This window comes from Marinomonas sp. MED121, from assembly GCF_000153025.1.
In the GTDB taxonomy this organism is placed as follows: Bacteria; Pseudomonadota; Gammaproteobacteria; order Pseudomonadales; family Marinomonadaceae; genus Marinomonas.
Genome location: NZ_CH672429.1, coordinates 291,522 through 313,302, shown reverse-complemented (window position 1 = coordinate 313,302; position 21,781 = coordinate 291,522). Strand labels below are relative to the sequence as shown.

Genomic DNA, 21,781 nt, shown 5'->3' with positions numbered 1-21,781 from the left:
CTTATGGCTCGTGAATATTGTGCACAATGTCATTATTTAAAAATGCAATGTATCTGTGATTTGATCCCTAAGCTGATACAACCTTTAAAAATAGTGATATTTCAGCATCCTAAAGAAGCAAAGCATGCTAAAAATACGATTAAACTGGTACAGCAAGTTTGGCCAGATGTCAGTATTATTGAGCTGCCTGAAGATGATCGAGAAAATACCACTTATTTTGATGGCATCAATGAAAACTGGCATTTACTATATCCAGGTGAATCGAGTTCAGTGTTAGAGGAGTTGTCCGAGCCTCACAAGCAAAACATAGAAGGTTTGGTACTCATTGATGCAACTTGGCGTAAGGCGTTTAAACTGCTCAACCTTTACCCTAGATTAAGTGCCTTACCAAAACTTTGTTTTGGACAAATTCCACATAGCCTATATAAAATTAGAAAAGCACCAAGTTTAGAGGCCTTATCGAGTTTAGAGGCACTGGCTTATGCCAGTCAGCTTATTAGTTCGCAGGATACGAAACCCTTGCTTGAATTTATGGTCGAAGCTCAGGCGCGTTTATGGCAGCAAAGGCCAAGCAAGCACTAAGCTCCCTTTTAAAAAGAATATGGAAACCATTATGTCTAATGATAATCAACAAACCGAAATTGAAGCGGCGGTATTAAGACGCTTATTAGCTCACCTTGATGAGCGCAAAGATGCCCAGAATATTGACTTGATGAATCTAGCTGGCTTTTGTCGCAACTGCTTAAGTAAATGGTATTTAGCTGAGCATCAAGCCCGTGATTTAGATATGGATTATGATAAAGCCCGTGAATATGTTTACGGCGAACCTTATGAAGATTGGAAACAAAAACACCAAGTGAGTGCTAGCAAAGAGCAGATGGCGAAGTTTGATCAAGTCACAAAGAAGTAATTTGGTTATCAACTAAAATTACCCCAACTCTCTTTCAATGATAGATAGGATTAGAGCCTTATATGACTCTAGCTTCACTTAAACGCTATTATTTGCCGTTGCTAATCGGGGCTTTAAGCCTAGTGATTATTGCTGCGCCAGATAAGTATCAAGCCTTATTTGCCTCGGTGGATGCAAAATATGGTGAGAGGGCAGTGAAGCGTGTGAAAACCTGGCGTGACTTGGTTGCTGAGAACCAAGATGCGAGTGAGCTGGAGAAGCTCACCCGGGTCAATGACTTTTTTAATCAAATGGACTTTGTCGATGACATTATTCATTGGGGAAAAGAAGATTATTGGGCAACGCCGGTGGAATTCTTAGGAACTATGGGAGGTGATTGTGAAGACTTTACCATAGCCAAATATTTCACCTTAAGAGAGCTTGGGATCAGTGATGATAAACTGCGTCTAGTTTATGTAAAATCCCTCAGTCTCAACCAGCATCATATGGTGCTAGCATTTTATAACAAACCCACCTCAGTCCCTGTTTTGCTTGATAATCTAGATAAGCAATTAAAGCCTGCATCAAAGCGTAGAGACCTTTTACCCATCTATTCATTTAACGCGAAAAATCTTTGGTTATCGAAAGCCAAAGGGCGTGGTGAGTTAGTGGGGGGATCTTCTCGTTTAAGCCTATGGACAGATTTAAACAAACGCTTGGAGGACTTCAATTGAAACGAATATTAATACAAGTAGGGGTATTGGCCGATAAGCTTATTAATGCCGGTACTTTGGACCATGGAGCAGCGAAATGACGTTATTTAGGCAGTTAATGTTCACCATAGTCGTGATATTTACCTTGATGTTGGTTGTGGTAATGGCGATTAACTTTAATACCACTAAGGAATACTTGGTTAATCAGCTCGCTTCGACGGCGCAAGACTCTGCGAACTCCTTGTCCATGTCCATCTCTGATTTTATGAGCATGGAAGATTACACTGCTGTTGAATCCAGTATCCTCGCTGTGTTTGACAGTGGCTATGTAGCAGAAGTAAAAGTGCATGTTTATGCAACTGATGCGCATATTGTGCGCGCCGAACCTACTCAGATTGAAGGGGTGCCGGACTGGTTTATTAATGCGATTGATTTTGATGTGCCAACTGCTAATGCCATTGTCTCAAATGGTTGGAATGAGCTGGGTCAGGTGTATATCACCGGGAATGCAGGTTACGGGTATTACCAATTGTGGATAGCCAGTGGGGAGTTGTTATTTTGGTTTGGTTTAATTGGCTTTTTGACCTTAGCGATTGGTGCAGGGACATTAAAACTGATTTTCAAACCCTTGGTTGCAGTTGAAAAACAAGCGGAGGATATCCAACAAAGACGGTTTGTGAAGATGCAGACCTTACCTAAAACCCGTGAATTAAAGCGGGTTGTAGAAGCCATGAACCGTATGGCTGATAAGTTAGAAAAAGAATTTGAAGCCGAAGCAGAAACGGCTCAGTGGCTTCAATCCCAAGCCTTTAAAGATCCGGTAAGTGGCTTAGGCAATCGACATTTTTTTGATAGTCAGGCATCCGCGCATTTTGCTGAAACGGACAGGGCAACTGATGGTCTTATTTTAATTAGCTTAATTGATCTGGCTAAACTGAATAATGAGAGGGGCTTTGAAGCGGCTGATGCGTTTATTCGTGCTTCGGCTGATCTTGTTAACTACAAGTTGGAAGAGTGTGCCAACAGCAGCACTGTCGCACGTTTATCTGGGGCTGACTTTATTGTCCTTATTCATAATATCGATTATGAGTCTCTGGCTAAACTGGTAGAAAATATCATGGCTTCACTTTATAAGTTGGTGGCAACCCAAACCACTTATTCAGAAGGTGTTGCTAACATAGGTGCTGTGATCTTGAGCGATAGCATTGAGAAGTCGAAAGCCATGGCTCAGGTTGACAGTGCGCTTCGTACTGCCAGAACCATGGGGGTTAACCAAGTAAAGGTATTTGACTTGGATGATGACAAGCAAGTGGCGATTGGACGCTTAGCTTGGAAAGACATGCTGGAATTTGCGATCGAAAATAAAGCCTTTAGATTACGTAAGCAAAAAGTCGCTCAATTAGCTGACAAGCAAATACTCTTGCATGAAGAGGTTTTCGCCAGTCTTGAATATGGCGGTAAACAATATCACGCGGGTTATTTTATCAGTTTGGCGGAGCAGTTTGATTTAGGTGATCAAATTGACCAAGTTATCATAGAGAAGGTGATTGAATTTATTGAATCAGACAGCTTGTCTAACCCGCTTACAATTAACTTATCTGCCTCAGCCTATGTTAAACCTAGCTTTATCAACTGGCTTGATAAGACACTTTCAGGGCTGTCTTTAAGTACAAAAGAAAAGCTTTGTTTTGAGATTTCTGAACAGAGTGTTTTAAACACAGAAGACAATGCGATAATTTTGGCGAAAACCTTTAAGCAGCACAAGATCAGGTTTGGCATAGATAATGTGGGTAAGCAGTTCTCGGCGTTTCAATATTTACAAAACCTGATGCCAGATTATGTCAAAGTAGATGCATCTTACACTCGTATGGCGGTCGGTAATAAATCTGAATCCTTCTTTATGCATACCCTGTGTAAAATGTTTAATTCATTACATATACAAGTGGTGGCGACAGGCGTTGAGAGTGAAAGTCAGTGGGAGATATTGCAGCGCTTCGATATCTTTGCAGGTCAGGGTTATGTGTTAGGAAGTGCGATAGATATGGATTAACTAAACCAGACAGCTAGCGTAAGTTTTTGTAAGCTAGAAAGTGTCTGGTTTGTTGCTATTAAATTAATGAGTCGTTATTGCTTGATAAGTCTGTGTCACCGATCAGGCTTTCATCATTGCCTGTGTGGATACCACGAACCCATTTACGACTAAGCAGTTTTTTCTGTGCTGCTAGCGGAAGTTCGGTAAATTGGATAATTCTTTTTTCCGTTAGCAGGTTCACCAAATCTTCAAGTACCCGCATCATCTCTGAGTCGGAGGTTTCAAGCATAGATTGAGTGTCTTGCCCATTTAGCTTTTGTTCGAGTATCTCCATTACATTTTTATCTTCTGGGGAGACTAAGGTCTTGTACTCATCCGAAGGTTTTGTAGCCACATCTATAATATTGTTTTGCTCATCAAGTTTGGCATACAACATAACTAATTCCTTGATTTATAAAAAATTTAACTGTTAGCCTAGGTAAACAAATGTACCGAGCCTATTATTTGCAGTGCATAAACCCTATTCTAGAGTAATAGAATTAGTAAAAGTAGTTTTGATTTACAGATAGAGGTATTTGATGTCAGATTCAAAGCAAGGGTCAAACAATACTCCTGCACAGCATCCCCATGTGGATGCTGAGAATACATCTGTGAAATCCAGCAGTTTAAATGATTCAATCGCAGCAACTTACGATCGTAAAGAAAGGGAAAAAAGCTTAAGTGATAAGGCAAAAAGTCCCACTGACTCGGTAGATAAAAGTATGACTGAAGATGATAAAAGTTCAGCGGATTCAAAACCTCAGTGGGACTTAACAGGTCAGGGGGTGGAGTATCCGAATCCATTACTTGATTGCTTGGTGCTGCTTAGTAAATATTTTCATAACCCCTACACAGCAGATGCTATTCGCGCTGGCCTTCCTATTACCGATGACTTGATGACACCGGAACTTTTTTCTCGCGCAGCGCGTCGCATTGGTGTCTCTACCCGTTTCGTAAAGCGAAAACTAAATAAAATATCCAGCATGGTATTACCTGTCGTCTTACTGTTAGAAGATCAAGACGCGTGTGTTTTGCTAGAAGTAAATGAACAAGATCAACAAGCAAAAATTTTTCGACCTGAATCTGGTGAAGGGGAAGTGTTTGTTAGCTTAGCGGATTTAGAATCAAGTTATACCGGCTACTGCTTTTTTATAAAACCTAAGTTTCGTTTTGATGAGAGAGCGCAAGAGAATCAATACTCAAAAAGTCATAAACATTGGTTTTGGGGGACCATCACTCGTTCTTGGCGTATTTATCGTGATGTGTTTGTCGCCTCACTGCTAATTAATTTATTTGCAGTAGCAAGTCCTCTCTTTGTGATGAATGTATATGACAGGGTCGTCCCCAACAATGCCTTTGATACGCTTTGGGTCTTAGCGGCAGGGGCGGTAGGGGTTTATTTATTCGATTTCCTACTCAGAAGCTTAAGAAGTTATTTTATCGACCTTGCTGGCAAAAAATCGGACATTCTTATTTCCGCCAATATTTTTGCTAGGGTAAACAATATTAAAATGGCCGCAAGGCCTCGCTCTGTGGGTGCCTTTGCTAAAAACCTGCAAGATTTTGAGAGTATTCGAGATTTCATCACATCAGCCAGTATTACCACTTTGGTTGATATTCCTTTTATGTTCTTGATCATTGCCATTATATGGTTAATAGGTGGCCCTGTGGCGTATATTCCTATGATTACCATCTTCTTGATCATAGGGTATAGCTTGATTATTCAGGTGCCATTGCGCCGCTCCATTGAAGAAGGGCAAAAAACAGCCTCACAGAAAAATGCTCTATTGATCGAAAGCTTAGCCAATGCCGAGTCAGTTAAACTCAATAATGCTGAAGGTGTCATGCAACAGCAATGGGAAGAATCGGTAGCCAATATTTCTACTTGGGGTGTGAAAACGCGACAGCTAGCCCAATCTTGTTCCAACTTTGCCATGGTGAGCCAACAATTAACCACGGTTGTGATGGTGATTGTGGGTGTATATCAAATCTCCGAAGGCTTAATGAGTATGGGGGCTTTGATAGCAGCCGTTATGTTAACGGGTCGTGCGCTGGGGCCTATGGCGCAAGTGGCGGCATTAGCGACGCGCTACAATCAAGCCAAGTCTGCATTTGTCTCTATTAATGAGATTATGAGTTCCCCGGTTGAGCATGCTGATGATGTGAAATATGTACACCGTCCTCAATTTGAAGGTGAGTTCCAGTTCGATACAGTGACGTTTGCGTACCCTGAGCAAGAACAAGCTGCGATTAGTAATATCAGCTTTACCATTAAAAAAGGGGAAAAGGTTGGCATTATTGGACGGATTGGCTCAGGTAAATCGACCATAGGCAAGATAATGACGGGCTTGTATGAGCCTATGGATGGAGCGGTGCGGGTAGATGGCGTCGATGTTAGACAAGTTAACCCGACAGACTTACGTCGTAATATTGGATCTGTGTCACAGGACGTTAGCCTTTTTTATGGCTCAATTAAGGACAATATTGTACTGGGTGTGCCTTATGTTGAAGATGAAGCCATCATTCGAGCGGCGAACTTATCTGGCGTGTCTGAGTTTGCTAACCGTAAGCCAAGCGGCTTAGATAGCATGGTCGGAGAGCGAGGTATGCTTTTATCAGGTGGGCAAAGACAAAGTATTGCGATAGCAAGAGCCTTGTTATTTGACCCTTCAATTTTGATCCTGGATGAACCGACAGCTTCCATGGATAACACCACTGAAACCCGGATGAAAAGGCGTTTGCAGGCGGGGGTAAAAGACAAAACCTTGATTCTGATTACTCACAAATCGTCCATGTTAGATATGGTGGATAGATTGATTGTGATGGATAACGGTCGCATGATTGCAGATGGACCAAAAGCCCAGGTGCACGAAGCATTGCGCCAAGGGAAACTTAAGGTAAGTTAATTAACTATGAGTAAAACAAATATATCTCAAGCGGATCTTGCCTACTCCTCTAATTATAATGCGGCGCTTATGCTGAAAACCCCAAGGGGTGGCCGTATTATTTTATGGAGTATTCTTGTTTTTGTGATCTTTGGTGGACTGTGGGCAAATTATACCAAGTTAGACGAAGTCACTGTGGGTGAAGGGAAAGTCATTCCTTCAAGTCAGGTGCAAATTGTCCAAAACCTTGAAGGCGGTATCCTTAAAGAAATACATATAGAAACTGGTGATAATGTCGAGCGTGATCAGCTATTGATGACAATCGAAAACACCGCCGCCGTGTCTTCATTGCGTGAACAACAGGCTGAGGGGATTAACTTAGCTGTTCGTGCTGCTAGATTGAAGGCTGAGTCGGGTGGAGACACACCAAGTTTTGATGCGGATTTACGCGCACTTTACCCAGAAGTGGTGGAGAGGGAGCTGCGTCTTTATCAAAACCGATCTGAATCTTTAAGTACGAATCAATTTGTTTTTGAGCAACAAGTGGCGCAAAAGCAGCAAGAAATTATTGAACTTTCAGCCAAGCTTGATAACTTGAGAACCAGCTATGAACTGGCTCAAGAAGAGCTTAGCCTGACCCGTCCTGCCTTTGAGCAAGGGGCCGTTTCTAGAGTTGAGTTATTGCAGTTAGAGCGTCAAGTTAACCAGATGGAAGGGGATATGAAAGCCAGTCAATTAGCCCTTCCTCGGGCTGAGTCCTCTTTGGTCGAAGCAAAAACAAAACTATTAGAAAGCAGCGCTAAATTTCGAGCAGAAGCCCAAGAAGAATTAACGAAAGTACAAACCACCCTAGATAAAATTAAAGAGGCCAGTGTTTCTTTGGAAGATAAGGTATTAAGAACCCAGGTAAGGTCCCCTGTAAAAGGGATTGTGAAGCAGCTTCAAATCAATACGGTAGGGGGGGTTATTCAGCCCGGACAGAGTTTGGTGGAAATCGTGCCATTAGAAGACTCCCTATTGATTGAAGCCAAAATACGCCCTGAAGATATTGGCTTTATCAAACCTGAATTAGTTGCGATTGTTAAGTTGTCTGCTTATGACTTTGCTATCTATGGGGGGCTTAATGCACAGGTAGATAACATCAGTGCTGACACCATCATTGATGAAGAGGGGAACAGTTTTTATCTGGTAAGAGTCAGGACAAACAAAAGTTACCTAGGCACAGAAGAAAACCTTTTACCCATTATTCCTGGTATGCAAGCGACGGTTGATGTCATAACCGGTAAGAAAAGTTTGTTAGATTACTTGTTTAAGCCCATTTTAAAGGCCAAACAGAATGCACTGAGGGAAAGGTAAGTTATCAATTCATAACAATACTCTTGTCTAACCCATTCATTTTGAAACGAAAATTAACACTATTACATTCGATGGAACGTAGAATAGCAAGCAGGTAAAAATGGTTTGAAAGCAGGTAGCCAATTGAAAATAGTGTGTTGGAATACGGACCCCGTTGTGATTGCCCATTGGCAAAAAGTGGTTCCAAATCAATATGAAATTGTTCTAGTGAATTCGCTTAACGAGGCGCAAATGTCACTGGCTGAGCTTGATATGGGCTCATCATTTTGCTTTATCCACCTACCTGATGATGGCTTTAGCATTATGGTTGAACATGTGGTCATGATTCGAAATTTATTTCCCCAGCTTAAGATTCTCGCCTTTCCAAATCAGACTAGTCAGACGGCAGCACTTAGAATGTTTTCTCAAGGGGTAAACGGCCAGTGCGCCCCCTTTATTGGTAACGAGCAATTGGACTTGGTGATGTCGGTCGTGTCCTCGGGAGAAATTTGGGGCGGTAAGACTTTTATTGAAAACTTGATTAATGAATCTGCTCGCAGCGCTTCAATGAAAGCGGAATCGATTAATCAGGGTAAACGACGTGGAGATGATAAACGTCTTAAAAATGATGCTATTTTGGCAAGCTTAAGTCAGCGAGAAATGGATGTCGCAAAGCTCGTGGGACAAGGGTTGAATAACAAAAAAATTGCACAAGAACTCGATATTACCGATCGCACTGTTAAAGCACACCTCACTGCTATTTTTAAAAAATTGACCTTAAAAGACAGACTCTCTGTGGCGCTTTTGGTGCAAAACTCCTCTCATCATATTTAAATAGTGCATAAGCTTCACGACGTTATGACCTATTGCTGCTACAAATTGGAACCAATAAATAGAATTAAAAGATAAAAGCCCACTTATCTATATCTACAAATAAGCACACCTGTTCCAAGGTATGAATAAGGTGTTTGAAAACCTCACCTCGTCTTCACTTATCTCTCTTTTAACCCTTCTTTTTGCCCTGTTTTAATCCTCTTTTCATTTATGGCTTAACAATTGCATTTTTTTGATGCAAGCAGGTTTTTGGCTGTGCATTGCTCATTCTTGAGATCTAATTAAAGAATAGGGTTATTGCGCCTAGGAGATGAAAAGTGACAGAACTGACTGTAATGCTAATTGATGATGAGCCTGCTAGGGCGGCTATTGTCGAGCAGGCGCTGACAGATAATGGTTATCAGGTTATTAGGCGGCTTGAAAACACCCAAGGCCTTAATCAGGCTGTGACTAAATATCAACCGGATATTGTCATCATAGATATAGATAGCCCAGATAGGGATACCTTAGAAAATATGTCTCGTCTTACTAATGATAACCCAAGGCCAATTTTGATGTTTTCTGAGCAGGAGGATCTTGAGCATATGGAGGCAGCAATCAGAGCGGGGGTGAGTGCTTATATTGTAGACGGGCTGCAAACCAATCGAGTTAAGCCGATTGTGCAGGTGGCAGTGGCTCGTTTTCGGGAGTTTCAAGCCCTTAGAAATGAATTAGAGTCGGTGAAAACTCAGCTTGAAGATAGAAAGCTAATTGAAAAGGCAAAAGGCCTAATTATGAAGAGCCAAGGTTGTGATGAAGCGGCTGCTTATCAGGCGTTAAGAAAGTTGGCTATGGATAGAAGTCAACGGATGGCCGAGGTTGCAAAGAATGTCATTGCCGTGATGGATTTGATGGGAGAAATAAAGTGATTGAAGTAGACAGTAAAGGGCCAAAAAAAATGACAGATATTAATATTGGCTTTATTCCTCTTATTGATTGTGCACCATTTGTTATTGCCAAAGAAAAAGGTTTTTTTGAAGCACTGGGTGTGAGCGTTAAGCTGCATAAGGAGGCTTCTTGGGCCAGTATTCGAGATAAGGTCGCATTCAAGGTGCTAGATGGTGCGCACATGTTAGCTGCCATGCCAATTGCTACAACGTTAGGAGTCGGGGTGATTAAATCATTACTCAAATCCCCCATTAAAGCTCCAATGCAAACGGGGTTTACTGTCAGTCAAAATGGCAATGGTATTACGGTTTCAAATCTTTTGTATGAACAGATGAGTCACTATGCGAATCATGGGGTGGAAATTCGAAATGGTACTGGGTTGCGCCGTCTATTAAAGGATAAACCAGAGCAAAGTATTCGTTTTGCCAGTGTGTTTCCCTATTCGTCCCATACTTATCAACTCAGGGATTGGCTTTCAAGGGCAGGCATAGATGCAGATAGAGATGTACAAATTCTGGTGATTCCACCCACTAAAATGATTAGTCATCTTATTAAAGGCGAGATTGATGGTTATTGTGTTGGCGAACCTTGGAACAGCTTAGCAGTTCAACAAGGCGTTGGTCATATGTTGCTGACAGGTTATGACCTTTGGGGAAGCACGCCAGAAAAAGTCTTTGCGGTTAATTCTCAATGGCAAGATGAAAATCAAGCAACCCATCTCAAACTTATTAATGCCTTACATCAGGCATGTGCTTGGGTTGATGAGGCGGCGAATCAAGAAGAGTTGTTGTCCATCTTGGCTAAACCAGAATATTTAGACTGTGACTCGGATGGACTAAGGTATGGCTTTAACGCGGTCAAACCGGCGGGAGATTTTGCTTGGCCTAAAGAGGCCTATCAAACCTTTTCTGGTGCTAGGGTAAATCGCCCCAATCCTGAGTATGCTTTATGGCTAATGTCTCAGATGGTTCGTTGGCAAGAGTTAGGTCAACAATTTGAGGTGACTGAAGTCATCAACCAAGTATGCCGTCAAGATTTATATTTTAAAGCCCTAGGGCTTACTGAAGGCAACTCTCTTTATGAAGATGCAACCTTTAATGCAAAAAGGTGGTTTGAGAGCTCTTTGGCTGGACAAACCATGATTCATCCAGATGGTTTAGAAAAGGGGCTAATCTACTAACGCTATATTCGTGTGCATCTGACGATAATAAAAATCACTTATAGTGCATTTTCTTCTTGATAACGGGCCTATAGTGACTAAAAAATAAGGCTAAAACTGAACTTTATAATAGAAAACAGTTGTTTAAGATTTTTGGCATGGTAAGTGCTTTATCAATATCAAGAGATTAATTTAATGTTATTAAGAAGTTAACGACGATTTCACGATAACAAACAGCCAGCATAGTTTTACTAAGAGCTTTGTATGGCACCCATTAAAGATGATGGGATTAAAGGCAAAGGCGCCAGTAATACTTAATTTATTTTAGGTATTGCTCGCGCCTTTTTTGTTGTCCAAATTTTAGAAAATAATAGGAAGTAAAGTATGTACAAAGCATCTAGAGTCACACTAACTACTCCCAAAAGCTTTCCATTAAAAGCGGTTAAGGCGGCGTTATTCTCCGCTGTATTACTGCCTTCCTTGTCGCTTGCGAGCAGCATAGGCGACCCAGAAAAAGAAGATTTAAAGTTTGGTTTTATCAAACTCACGGACATGGCGCCTTTGGCAATCGCCTATGAAAAGGGTTATTTCGAAGATGAAGACCTTTATGTCACTTTAGAAGCACAGGCAAACTGGAAAGTTTTGTTGGATAGGGTCATTGATGGTGAGCTTGATGGTGCACATATGTTAGCGGGTCAACCTTTAGGTGCAACCTTAGGTTATGGCACACAAGCTGACATTATTACGGCTTTTAGTATGGATCTAAACGGGAATGGCATCACAGTTTCAAATGAGATATGGCAACAAATGAAGCAGCATTTAACGAAAGATGCTGCAGGTAAATACCATCATCCTATTAGTGCCAGTGCTTTGAAGCCTGTGATAGAAGATTACAAAGCCCAAGGTAAGCCATTTAATATGGGAATGGTATTCCCCGTATCAACTCATAACTATGAACTTAGGTATTGGTTAGCCGCAGGTGGTGTGAACCCTGGGTTTTATGCACCGGCTAAGGGGGATATTAGTGGACAAATTTCGGCAGATGCCCTGTTATCGGTAACACCGCCACCGCAAATGCCAGCAACCATGGAGGCCGGAACCATTTATGGCTATAGCGTGGGTGAACCTTGGAATCAGCAGGCCGTTTTTAAAGGGATTGGTGTGCCCGTTGTGACAGATTATGAGATTTGGAAAAACAACCCTGAGAAGGTATTTGGGGTCAGTAAAGATTGGGCAGATAAATATCCGAATACCCATCTACATGTGGTGAAAGCCTTGATTCGTGCCGCGAAATGGTTAGATGAGGATAATAACGCTAACCGTAAAGAAGCCGTAGAGATCTTATCCCGTAGTGAATACGTTGGGGCTGATTACGATGTTATTGCCAACAGTATGACAGGTACCTTTGAATATGAAAAAGGTGATGTGCGAGAAGTGCCTGATTTTAATGTGTTTTTCCGCTATAACGCCACCTACCCTTATTATAGCGATGCTATTTGGTACCTCACACAAATGCGCCGCTGGGGCCAAATTGATAGCTTTAAACCAGATGCCTGGTACATGGATATGGCGAAGAAGGTTTATCGTCCAGATATCTATGCACAAGCGGCTCAATCTTTAATTGAAGATGGAGTGATGGCTGCATCTGACTTTCCAGACTTTAAAACTGAGACAGGCTTTAAGCCAGAGCAGAGTGAGTTTATCGATAATCTAAGTTATGACGGACGCTATCCGAATAAATACCTAGAAAGTTTAACAATCGGACTGAAAGGTTCTCAAACCCCTTAATCTAATGTGAACTTGACCTCACCCTTTGTTGGGTGAGGCCTGATGTTATAGCACCACCTTATTTGCGTTTTAAAAAGTGAGAACCGAATGAATACGTCTCTTTCTAAATCTGAGTCTAAACAAAGTGCATTAATTGCTGTGAAGCGAATTTATGATGCCATATCCATTAAGTCTATTTTATTGCCCTTGTTAGGAAGCTTACTGTTTGTTGTTTTTTGGCATGTTGGGGCCGCTAAAATTGATACCTCATTAGGTGTTTTTCCAGGCCCAGGTGTTGTTTATCAGCAATGGCAAAGTTTGGTTGATGATCATGTGAGGGAGCGGGGTAAGGAGGTTGCTTTTTATGAAAGGCAAGAAAAGCGCCATGCTAAGAAATTAGCGAAAGATCCTAGTTATGTCGCTAAAACGCGGCCTTATACGGGTAAACCAACCTTTTTTGATCAAATAGGTACCAGCTTATATACAGTCGTTGCAGGTTTTGCTTTGGCGTCTTTAATTGCTATACCTTTGGGGATATTAATTGGTCTAAATTCCTCTATCTACAGTGCGCTAAATCCTATTATTCAAATATTTAAACCGGTTTCTCCGTTAGCTTGGTTACCTCTTGTCACCATGGTAGTCAGTGCAACTTACGTGAGCGCGGACCCCATGTTTTCTAAATCATTTTTAACTTCCATGTTTACTGTGACCCTGTGCTGTATGTGGCCGACACTCATCAATACGGCAGTGGGGGTTGCTGCTATAGATAAAGATTTACTCAATGTTTCTAAGGTATTGCGCCTTAATTGGTTAACTCATGTCAGAAAAATTGTTGTGCCGTCTTCCATTCCTATGATGTTTACCGGATTAAGGTTGTCTCTAGGGATTGCTTGGATGGTATTGATCGCCGCTGAAATGCTGGCGCAAAACCCAGGGTTAGGTAAGTTTGTTTGGGATGAGTTTCAAAATGGCAGCTCTAACTCGTTAGGTCGCATTATGGTGGCTGTGCTCATGATAGGGTTTATCGGTTTTGTATTGGATCGCGCCATGCTTTCTCTGCAAAAAATGGTGTCTTGGGATAAGAGTCAGGTGCTTAGATAAATTCTTAGTGATAAACGTGAGTTAGATAAGAGATTTATTCATTTTAATTGAGGTTACAAGATGCAAACCCATTTGGATATTAGTCAAGTTTCCATGTCCTTTCCTACCGATAAGGGCAGTTTTAAAGCCTTAGATCAGGTCTCATTAAAGATTAACAAGGGCGAATTTGTCTCTCTGATTGGTCACTCTGGTTGTGGTAAATCGACAGTACTTAACTTGGTAGCAGGATTATACGATGCAACCGAAGGGGGCATTGTCTTAGATGGTAAAGAGGTTAATGGTCCTGGGCCTGAGCGTGCGGTTGTGTTCCAAAATCATTCGCTTTTGCCTTGGTTAACCAGCTATCAAAATGTTGAATTAGCCGTAAAACAGATTTTTTCAGGCAAAAAGACGAAACAAGAGATGCATGACTGGATTATGCACAATCTTGAGTTAGTGCATATGACCCATGCTAAAGATAAGCGACCAGATGAAATTTCTGGCGGCATGAAACAAAGGGTCGGTATTGCAAGAGCGTTGGCAATGGAGCCCAGTGTGCTCTTGTTAGATGAACCTTTTGGTGCGCTTGATGCCTTGACGCGTGCACACCTGCAAGACTCTCTGATGCAAATTCAAAAACAGCTGAATAACACTGTCATTATGATTACGCATGATGTGGATGAGGCTGTGCTTTTATCCGATCGTATTGTCATGATGACAAATGGTCCAGCAGCAACGGTGGGTGAAATATTGGATATTGATCTTGATAGGCCAAGAGACCGTTTAGCCCTTGCTAATGATCCGCAATATACGGACTACCGTTCTCAGGTTCTAACTTTTTTATACGAAAAACAAAACAAGGTTGAACCCATGTTTCAAACAGGTACAGATAACGATGAAAAGGCAGATGCAAAAAAAGCGTCATAACGATTTTGCTGTGAATACCTTTGAGAAGTGATGTTTAGCCGTTGGGAGGAATAATGAGCCAAAGTGAAGCACCTCAGTCGCCATTCGCTAAGCAAAAGTTAGTGATTATTGGTGCGGGTATGGCAGGTAGTAAACTTGCTCATGCCATGGCAATCGAGCATGGCGATCAATACCAAGTAACACTCATAGGTGAAGAAGCGCAGGTTGGCTACAATCGCATTATGCTGTCTTCATTATTAGCGCAAGAAGTCAGTGAAGACGATATCGGTTTAGTGGATCTTGATGCAATGACTCAAAGTGGTGCACTCATTATTGCTTCTGATCCTGTGATAGACATAAACCTTTCTCAAAAGCATTTAAACTTACAAAGTGGTAGGGAAATTAGCTTTGATAAGCTTGTTTTTGCAACGGGAGCAAGAGCAAGAAAACTAGATGTTCCAGGTGTGAATTGCGTTAATGTGACCCAGTTTAGAGATTTATCTGATGTGGCTTTTATGTCAAAAATTCAAGAAAAATCAGAGGTTTGTGTCATAGGTGCAGGTCTTCTCGGGTTAGAGGCTGCTGTCGGTATGGCCAAACGCGGTCATCAGGTTTCTATGGTTCATAGGGCTGACTATATTTTAAATCGCCAGTTAGATAAAGACTCGGCACACTTGTTGCAGAAAAGCTTAGAGAAAAATAGCTTAGAGAAACGTAGCTTAGATAAAAGCAGCTTAGAGAAAATAGGCATTCGCTTTCATTTAGGCTCTGCGCCAACCGAGTTTGTTTCAACTAACGCTGACGCAAATGCAAAGATTGAAGCGGTTAAGCTAGCATCAGGTAAATTGATTAAAACAGATTTAGTGATACTTGCCACTGGGATCAAACCAGAAGTTGAGCTTGCAAAGGCTGCAGGACTCACGGTGAATAAAGCGATTTGCGTTAATCAAGTGATGCGCACCTCCCATCAGGATGTCTTTGCCTTAGGCGAGTGCAGTGAGTTTGAACAGGTAACTTTTGGCTTAGTCGCCCCAATTTGGCAGCAGTTCGATGTTTTGGTGGATCATTTAACGCAAAAACAGAGTCGATTCAAAATAGAAGCTGTTGCAACCAAGTTAAAAGTGTCTGGCATTAATTTATTTTCTGCGGGTGAAGTGAATAGCGATTCCTCATCCGAGTCTATTACTTATCGTGATAGCGCTCAAAATCAATACCGAAAACTGGTCATCAAAGAAGGTGTGCTAGTCGGTGCAATATTATATGGCAACGTCGCCGATGCTAGCTGGTATTTCCAGCTGATTCAAAATAAAACCAAAGTATCAAAGATCTTAGATCAACTGGTTTTTGGCGAAGCCTATTGTCATGCTTTAGTCCAAGGTGCTTAACCGCACTCTCATCCAGTTATCTCTTTGATTTTTTGCCGTTAAGTACGGCATCCGCGAAGGGTATCATGATGAATAAGAATACAAATTTAGAGGTTACACAAAACTTAGCTGAGTCTAATCCAAGTGCTAGCACCCATATTGTCGTGGTGGGTAATGGCATGGTGGGACATCATTTTGTTGAGCAGCTCATTCAGCATGAAGGCGCTAACTATTGTCAGGTAAGTGTATTTGGTGAAGAGTCTCATATTGCCTACGACAGAGTGCATTTAAGTGAGTATTTTACTGGTAAAGATGCTCAAGATTTGGCATTAACGGATGCTGACTTTTACCAGCGGAATCGCGTTGATTATTACGCTAATCAAAAAATTATTGAGATAGATCGCTCCCATAAAAAAGTCATCACTGAAAGTGGCGAATCTTATTCTTATGACAAGCTGGTGCTTGCGACTGGCTCTTATCCTTTTGTCCCCCCTATTGATGGTCATAAACGTGCTAATACCTTTGTTTATCGTACCTTAGAAGACCTTGATGCTATTCGTGATTGCGCTAAAAATGCCAAAGTAGGAACTGTGGTTGGTGGTGGTTTATTGGGTTTAGAAGCGGCGAATGCGATAAAGAATTTAGGCCTAGAAACCCATGTTGTTGAATTCGCTCCAAGGCTCATGCCAGTTCAGTTGGATGAGCAAGGCGGTAATTTGCTTAAAAGCATGATTCAAGAGCTTGGCGTAAAAGTGCATGTGGCCACAGGAACGCAAAATATTGTAGAGGGTGAGCAGTGCTTTCATCGAATGAATTTTTCCGAAGATGGAAAGGAGTATCTAGAAACCGATTTGATCGTTTTTTCTGCCGGTATTCGTCCACAAGACGCTTTAGCAAAATCGTCAGGGTTAGTGCTGGGTGAGCGTGGTGGTATTCAAGTGGATAGCCATTGTTTAACCAGTGACAAGGATATTTATGCCATAGGTGAGTGTGCTCTTTATGAAGGTCGTATTTATGGTCTTGTTGCTCCTGGTTACAACATGGCAAAAGCGGCGTTAGATCATGTATTAAAGCAAGGTAAGCTTGAGTTTAAAGGGGCTGATATGAGTACCAAACTCAAATTGCTAGGGTGTGATGTGGGCTCTATTGGGGATGCCCATGGACAAGCACCGGGTTCAAAAACCATTGTTTTCCAAGATGGCATGCAAGGCTGCTATCGTAAAATGGTGGTCAATCAAGATGCGACTAAGCTCTTAGGCGCCGTCTTGGTGGGAGATAACGCGAGTTACGATACCTTATTGCAGTATTACCTTAATGACATTGATCTACCAAGCCAAGCTGAATCTCTCATTTTACCTGTTTCTGATGGTGCTTCACCTGCGTTAGGTGTGGATGCTTTACCAAGCACGGCCTCAATCTGTAGTTGTCTGAATGTGACTAAAGCTGATATCAGCCAAGCCGTTGCCAAAGGAGCCTTATCCCTTGCTGATGTCAAAGCTGTCACCAAGGCCAGTACGGGTTGTGGTGGTTGTGCGGCGTTAGTCAAAAATGTGGTGGATAACGAATTATTGGCCTTGGGTGTTGAAGTAAGCACAGATATTTGCGAGCACTTTGCCTATACCCGTCAAGATTTATATAACCTGATTAAAGTTGAATCTATTAAGAGCTTTGATGAGTTACTAGAAAAGCATGGTAAAGGACAGGGTTGCATTGTTTGTAAGCCGCTAGTTGGCAATATCTTAGCCAGTGTTTGGAATGACTATGTACTCAAAAAAGAGCATGTCACCTTACAAGATACGAATGACAGATACCTAGCCAATATGCAAAAGGATGGCACTTATTCGGTGGTGCCAAGAATCCCTGGAGGTGAAATTACACCCGAAAAACTTATTGTGATTGGTGAAGTTGCTAGAGACTACAAGCTCTATACCAAGATAACCGGAGGTCAAAGAATCGATTTATTTGGTGCTCATTTAAATCAGCTACCTGATATTTGGGACACCTTAATTAAGGCTGGATTTGAGACAGGCCAAGCCTATGGAAAATCTGTGCGCACAGTAAAGTCTTGTGTTGGCAGTACTTGGTGTCGATTTGGTGTGAATGACAGCATGACAATGGCGATCGATATTGAAAATCGATACAAGGGATTGCGAGCGCCTCACAAATTAAAATTTGCAGTGTCTGGTTGTACGCGAGAGTGTGCCGAGGCGCAAAGCAAAGACATCGGCATTATTGCAACAGAAGGGGGGTGGAACCTTTATGTGTGCGGTAATGGTGGCATGAAGCCACGACATGCGGACTTATTCGCCACGGATTTAACGGATAAAGAACTGGTGCAGTATATCGATAGAATCTTGATGTTTTATGTGAAAACCGCCGATAGGTTGCAGCGTACTTCGGTTTGGATGGATGGCCTTGAAGGCGGTCTTGATTACCTTAAGTCGGTAGTGATTGATGACAGTTTAGGACTGGCGCAAGAGTTAGAAGATCAAATGGCCTTGATTGTTGATACCTTCCAATGTGAGTGGAAAACCACGCTCGAAGATCCGCAAGCGGTGAAAGCCTTTAGGCATTTTGTGAATCACGATGGTGTGGATGAGCAAGTTGTCTTTGTTGAAGAACGAGACCAAATTCGCCCAGCGACTCAGTCTGAAAAAAACCACTTAATCGCCAAAGCCAGTTAAGGAGAAACGTATGTCATTCAATTGGAAAACAGTCTGTAAGCAAGAAGACCTTATTGAGGGTGTGGGTGTGGCGGCTTTATTTGAAGGTGAGCAAGTGGCTATTTTCTACCTTCCTAAACTTGATCCTCAGGTTTTCGCCATAGCTAATTGGGACCCGATCGCAAAAGCCAATGTATTATCTCGCGGGATAGTCGGTTCGATAGAGGGCAAGCTGGTGGTTTCAAGCCCTCTTTATAAACAGCACTTTGAATTAAGTTCGGGTCAATGCCTTGAAGAAGACATTGTGATTCCTTGTTGGCAAGTCAGTCTTGAAAACGGTGAGGTTAAGTTGGCGAGTTAAGCCTATCCACTTTTTAGGGTAAGCATAAGTGTTGAGGCTAAAACAGAATGTTGTTTTAGCCTCTAACGCGTGAGTCGATTTATGAGCTTAGTTCGTTTAGGAGAAAGCATATGCCAGCAAAAGAAATGAAAACCACCTGTCCTTATTGTGGGGTAGGTTGTGGTCTTAAACTCAGTACCGATATCAATGAGCAGGGTGAATGTCTACCTGTGTCAGGCGATGAAACACATCCTGCAAATTTTGGCAGTTTGTGCGTAAAAGGCAGTAACTTATCGCAGACTTTGGTGCCAGATGGTCGCCTCTTAACCCCTTATGTTGATGGTAAAGAGACCGATTGGCATACGGCTGTTGATGAAGCCGCAGAGAGAATTAAAGCCATAGTTGCGAAGCATGGCCCAGATACCTTTGCGTTTTATTTATCAGGCCAGATACTGACCGAAGATTATTATGTGGCTAACAAGCTTGCTAAGGGCTTTATTGGGACAGCGAATGTTGATACTAACTCACGCCTTTGTATGGCATCTGCGGTTGTGGGCTATAAACGCGCTTTTGGCTCTGACACAGTACCCTGTAATTATGAGGATTTAGAAACCTGTGATCTTTTGATTATGGTGGGTTCTAATGCCGCTTGGACTCACCCTGTTTTGTATCAGCGTATTGTCGCGGCGAAAAAGTTAAGACCTTGGATGAAGGTGGTGGTGATTGATCCTAGAAAAACCGCAACTTGTGATATTGCTGATCTACATCTAGCCATTACACCTGGTAGTGATGCAGCGATCTTTTCCTATTTGTTAGTGGCAAGTGCTGATACTAAGCATTTAGACACAGCTTATATTGATCAGTTTACGAATGGTTTTGAAGGCTGTATTGCAAACGCCAGAAAGGTGACGCCAGACCTAAAGAGTACAGCAGAGTTTTGTGGTATAGCCGCTGATGATCTTGAGTTATTAGTGCAACTTTGGTGTAGCAAGGAAAAAACAGTCAGCTTTTATTCTCAGGGAGTGAATCAATCTGCAACGGGTGTTGATAAATCTAATGCCATTATTAATTGCCATTTGGCCACAGGTCGTCTTGGTAAAGAAGGGATGGGTCCTTTCTCTATTACAGGCCAGCCTAATGCAATGGGGGGAAGGGAAGTCGGTGGCCTTGCTAACCAGTTAGCAGCGCATATGGATTTTGCGACGCCAGGCGCTATCGATCTGGTAAAAGATTTTTGGCAAGCGCCTAATATGGCGAAAGAGAATGGTCTAAAGGCGGTCGATTTATTTAAACAAATGGAAGAGGGTAAGGTTAAAGTGGTGTGGATTATGTCCACAAACCCTATGGTGAGCTTACCTGATACGGCGCAGGTTCAGAGTGCATTAGAAGCTTGTGATTTGGTTATTGTCAGTGATATTCAAGCCAGCACTGACACTTCAAAATTTGCAGATATTTTACTGCCAGCAACAGGCTGGAGTGAAAAAGATGGCACAGTCACTAACTCAGAACGTTGTATTTCTCGACAACGAGGCATCTTGCCTGCACCAGGTGAGGCGCGCCATGATTGGCAAGCAATTTGTGATCTGGCTAAAGCATTGGGTTTTGCTTCTGGCTTTAGTTATCGAGCACCCCATGAGATTTTTGCCGAGCATGCGGCCTTGTCTTGCTTTAAAAACAATGGCAAACGAGACTTTGATATTGGCCATTTCAGTCAGATAAATCAGCAAGAATATGATGCTTTATTGCCAGTGCAATGGCCTGTCCCTAAAGGACGGCCAGAAGGAACTAAAAGAATGCTAACCGATGGTCGTTTTTATACACCAAATAAGAAAGCTAATTTCATTAGTATTACTCCGCAAAAGCCTGTCCTTAAGGTTACTCAAGACTTTCCTTATTTGCTTAATACTGGCCGTATACGAGATCAATGGCACACTATGACGCGTACGGGGAAAACAGATAAATTGTCACGCCATATTGATCAACCTTATTTAGCTATCTCGCCAAAGGATGCGCAAACGCTTAATTTAGTCGAAAAGCAGGTCGTGTCTGTGGCGAATGAGTTAGGTAGACTTTTTTTAAGGGTGAAAATCAGTGAGGATCAAAAACAAGGGCAAGTTTTTGCGCCAATTCATTGGACAGCTGCTTATGCGAGTAATGCGGTAGTGTCACGATTAGTCCAACCTGTGGTTGATCCCTTATCTGGTCAACCTGAGTCAAAAATAGGACGGGTTAACATTGAGTCGAAAACAGATTTGACCTATGGCTTTGTCATTCTTAATCAAGATTTGAAAAGTGCTGTATTTGATGAAAAAGCGATGGAATATTGGTGTCAGATACCTCTTAAGCAAGGTATACGCTATGAGCTCGCTTTTTCTGGACAGCATAATCTTGCTGCTATGGCGAGGGAGTTACTGACTAAAACAGCAATTGACGCTCATCAAGGGCAATGGCTTGAATATGAAAACCCGATTAATCAGAGCAAGCGTTATGCTTATTTAATTGATGATGTCGTGCAAGCCGTGTTCTATTTTTCACCTAATTGTGAATTAGTTGATACCGCTTGGTTGGTAGATCTTGTAGAATCCGCATCTAAAGTTACAGCGCAAGAAAGATCGGCTATTTTGGTTGGTCGTCTTGCCAATATTGAAGATAAGGGCAGCTTGATTTGCTCTTGTTTTGATGTGGGTGAAAAACAAATACGCCTTGCAATTAAAGCGGGTGATACTGACCTTGTTAGTTTAGGAAAACGTTTGAAGTGCGGCACCAATTGTGGCTCATGCGTACCAGAAATTAATGCATGTTTAATCGCAGATTCTCTAGCGGTTACTAGTGAATAAAGAAAATAGGA

General features: G+C 42.0%; 17 protein-coding genes. 16 read left to right on the top strand and 1 reads right to left on the bottom strand.

The window, feature by feature from the left end; genetic code table 11:
- The first annotated feature begins 3 nt into the window (after positions 1–3).
- From MED121_RS01450 to MED121_RS01435, 4 genes are all read left to right on the top strand, one after another.
- Entirely contained in the window at positions 4–582 is a 579-nt protein-coding gene (locus tag MED121_RS01450; protein ID WP_009831804.1) for a tRNA-uridine aminocarboxypropyltransferase, read from the top strand.
- Positions 583–613: 31 nt separating this feature from the next.
- Positions 614–910 carry a DUF1244 domain-containing protein gene (locus MED121_RS01445; RefSeq protein WP_036178482.1) on the top strand — a complete coding sequence of 99 codons (297 nt, stop codon included), beginning with the start codon at positions 614–616 and terminating at the stop codon, positions 908–910.
- A gap of 62 nt (positions 911–972) precedes the next feature.
- Positions 973–1,623, top strand: coding sequence for a transglutaminase-like cysteine peptidase (locus MED121_RS01440; RefSeq protein WP_009831802.1), 651 nt, complete (start codon positions 973–975; stop codon positions 1,621–1,623).
- Between the two features lie 76 nt (positions 1,624–1,699).
- Entirely contained in the window at positions 1,700–3,652 is a 1,953-nt protein-coding gene (locus MED121_RS01435; protein WP_036178480.1) for an EAL domain-containing protein, read from the top strand.
- Positions 3,653–3,710: 58 nt separating this feature from the next.
- Here the strand turns inward: MED121_RS01435 and MED121_RS01430 are convergent, their stop codons facing one another.
- The gene (locus MED121_RS01430; RefSeq protein WP_009831800.1) at positions 3,711–4,070 is read right to left on the bottom strand and encodes a hypothetical protein; all 360 of its coding nucleotides are present in this window, start codon (positions 4,068–4,070) and stop codon (positions 3,711–3,713) included.
- A gap of 142 nt (positions 4,071–4,212) precedes the next feature.
- Between MED121_RS01430 and MED121_RS01425 the strand changes: the two genes are divergently transcribed.
- The 12 genes from MED121_RS01425 (at position 4,213) to MED121_RS01370 (ending at position 21,770) form a co-directional block, all read left to right on the top strand.
- Positions 4,213–6,579: a type I secretion system permease/ATPase gene (locus MED121_RS01425; protein ID WP_009831799.1), complete on the top strand. Its 2,367-nt coding sequence runs from the start codon at positions 4,213–4,215 to the stop codon at positions 6,577–6,579.
- 6 nt (positions 6,580–6,585) lie between these two features.
- A complete protein-coding gene (locus tag MED121_RS01420) occupies positions 6,586–7,914 on the top strand; it encodes an HlyD family type I secretion periplasmic adaptor subunit (RefSeq protein WP_009831798.1) in 1,329 nt (442 codons plus the stop codon).
- A gap of 105 nt (positions 7,915–8,019) precedes the next feature.
- Positions 8,020–8,727 carry a LuxR C-terminal-related transcriptional regulator gene (locus tag MED121_RS01415; protein WP_242603163.1) on the top strand — a complete coding sequence of 236 codons (708 nt, stop codon included), beginning with the start codon at positions 8,020–8,022 and terminating at the stop codon, positions 8,725–8,727.
- Between the two features lie 317 nt (positions 8,728–9,044).
- Positions 9,045–9,635: an ANTAR domain-containing protein gene (locus MED121_RS01410; RefSeq protein ID WP_242603162.1), complete on the top strand. Its 591-nt coding sequence runs from the start codon at positions 9,045–9,047 to the stop codon at positions 9,633–9,635.
- Positions 9,632–10,834 carry a CmpA/NrtA family ABC transporter substrate-binding protein gene (locus tag MED121_RS01405; RefSeq protein WP_009831795.1) on the top strand — a complete coding sequence of 401 codons (1,203 nt, stop codon included), beginning with the start codon at positions 9,632–9,634 and terminating at the stop codon, positions 10,832–10,834. Before MED121_RS01410 ends, MED121_RS01405 begins: the two co-directional genes overlap by 4 nt.
- A gap of 363 nt (positions 10,835–11,197) precedes the next feature.
- Positions 11,198–12,601: a CmpA/NrtA family ABC transporter substrate-binding protein gene (locus MED121_RS01400; RefSeq protein ID WP_036178478.1), complete on the top strand. Its 1,404-nt coding sequence runs from the start codon at positions 11,198–11,200 to the stop codon at positions 12,599–12,601.
- An 87-nt stretch (positions 12,602–12,688) separates the two neighbouring features.
- Positions 12,689–13,681, top strand: coding sequence for an ABC transporter permease (locus tag MED121_RS01395; RefSeq protein WP_009831792.1), 993 nt, complete (start codon positions 12,689–12,691; stop codon positions 13,679–13,681).
- A gap of 60 nt (positions 13,682–13,741) precedes the next feature.
- The gene (locus MED121_RS01390) at positions 13,742–14,587 is read left to right on the top strand and encodes an ABC transporter ATP-binding protein (RefSeq protein WP_009831791.1); all 846 of its coding nucleotides are present in this window, start codon (positions 13,742–13,744) and stop codon (positions 14,585–14,587) included.
- A 53-nt stretch (positions 14,588–14,640) separates the two neighbouring features.
- Entirely contained in the window at positions 14,641–15,951 is a 1,311-nt protein-coding gene (locus MED121_RS01385) for an FAD-dependent oxidoreductase (protein ID WP_009831790.1), read from the top strand.
- Between the two features lie 65 nt (positions 15,952–16,016).
- Positions 16,017–18,614 carry a nitrite reductase large subunit NirB gene (nirB, locus tag MED121_RS01380; protein ID WP_009831789.1) on the top strand — a complete coding sequence of 866 codons (2,598 nt, stop codon included), beginning with the start codon at positions 16,017–16,019 and terminating at the stop codon, positions 18,612–18,614.
- Positions 18,615–18,624: 10 nt separating this feature from the next.
- A complete protein-coding gene (gene nirD, locus MED121_RS01375) occupies positions 18,625–18,954 on the top strand; it encodes a nitrite reductase small subunit NirD (protein ID WP_009831788.1) in 330 nt (109 codons plus the stop codon).
- Between the two features lie 110 nt (positions 18,955–19,064).
- Positions 19,065–21,770: a nitrate reductase gene (locus tag MED121_RS01370; protein ID WP_009831787.1), complete on the top strand. Its 2,706-nt coding sequence runs from the start codon at positions 19,065–19,067 to the stop codon at positions 21,768–21,770.
- Positions 21,771–21,781 lie beyond the last annotated feature (11 nt).

Bases quoted from the DNA above. Each gene is read 5' to 3' on its own strand.
- MED121_RS01435 (WP_036178480.1), top strand. From the start codon at position 1,700: ATGACGTTATTTAGGCAGTTAATGTTCACCATAGTCGTGATATTTACC.
- MED121_RS01445 (WP_036178482.1), top strand. From the start codon at position 614: ATGTCTAATGATAATCAACAAACCGAAATTGAAGCGGCGGTATTAAGA.
- MED121_RS01370 (WP_009831787.1), top strand. From the start codon at position 19,065: ATGCCAGCAAAAGAAATGAAAACCACCTGTCCTTATTGTGGGGTAGGT.
- nirD (WP_009831788.1), top strand. From the start codon at position 18,625: ATGTCATTCAATTGGAAAACAGTCTGTAAGCAAGAAGACCTTATTGAG.
- MED121_RS01440 (WP_009831802.1), top strand. From the start codon at position 973: ATGACTCTAGCTTCACTTAAACGCTATTATTTGCCGTTGCTAATCGGG.
- MED121_RS01385 (WP_009831790.1), top strand. From the start codon at position 14,641: ATGAGCCAAAGTGAAGCACCTCAGTCGCCATTCGCTAAGCAAAAGTTA.
- MED121_RS01420 (WP_009831798.1), top strand. From the start codon at position 6,586: ATGAGTAAAACAAATATATCTCAAGCGGATCTTGCCTACTCCTCTAAT.
- MED121_RS01400 (WP_036178478.1), top strand. From the start codon at position 11,198: ATGTACAAAGCATCTAGAGTCACACTAACTACTCCCAAAAGCTTTCCA.
- MED121_RS01430 (WP_009831800.1), bottom strand. From the start codon at position 4,070: ATGTTGTATGCCAAACTTGATGAGCAAAACAATATTATAGATGTGGCT.
- MED121_RS01450 (WP_009831804.1), top strand. From the start codon at position 4: ATGGCTCGTGAATATTGTGCACAATGTCATTATTTAAAAATGCAATGT.
- MED121_RS01390 (WP_009831791.1), top strand. From the start codon at position 13,742: ATGCAAACCCATTTGGATATTAGTCAAGTTTCCATGTCCTTTCCTACC.
- MED121_RS01395 (WP_009831792.1), top strand. From the start codon at position 12,689: ATGAATACGTCTCTTTCTAAATCTGAGTCTAAACAAAGTGCATTAATT.
- nirB (WP_009831789.1), top strand. From the start codon at position 16,017: ATGATGAATAAGAATACAAATTTAGAGGTTACACAAAACTTAGCTGAG.
- MED121_RS01425 (WP_009831799.1), top strand. From the start codon at position 4,213: ATGTCAGATTCAAAGCAAGGGTCAAACAATACTCCTGCACAGCATCCC.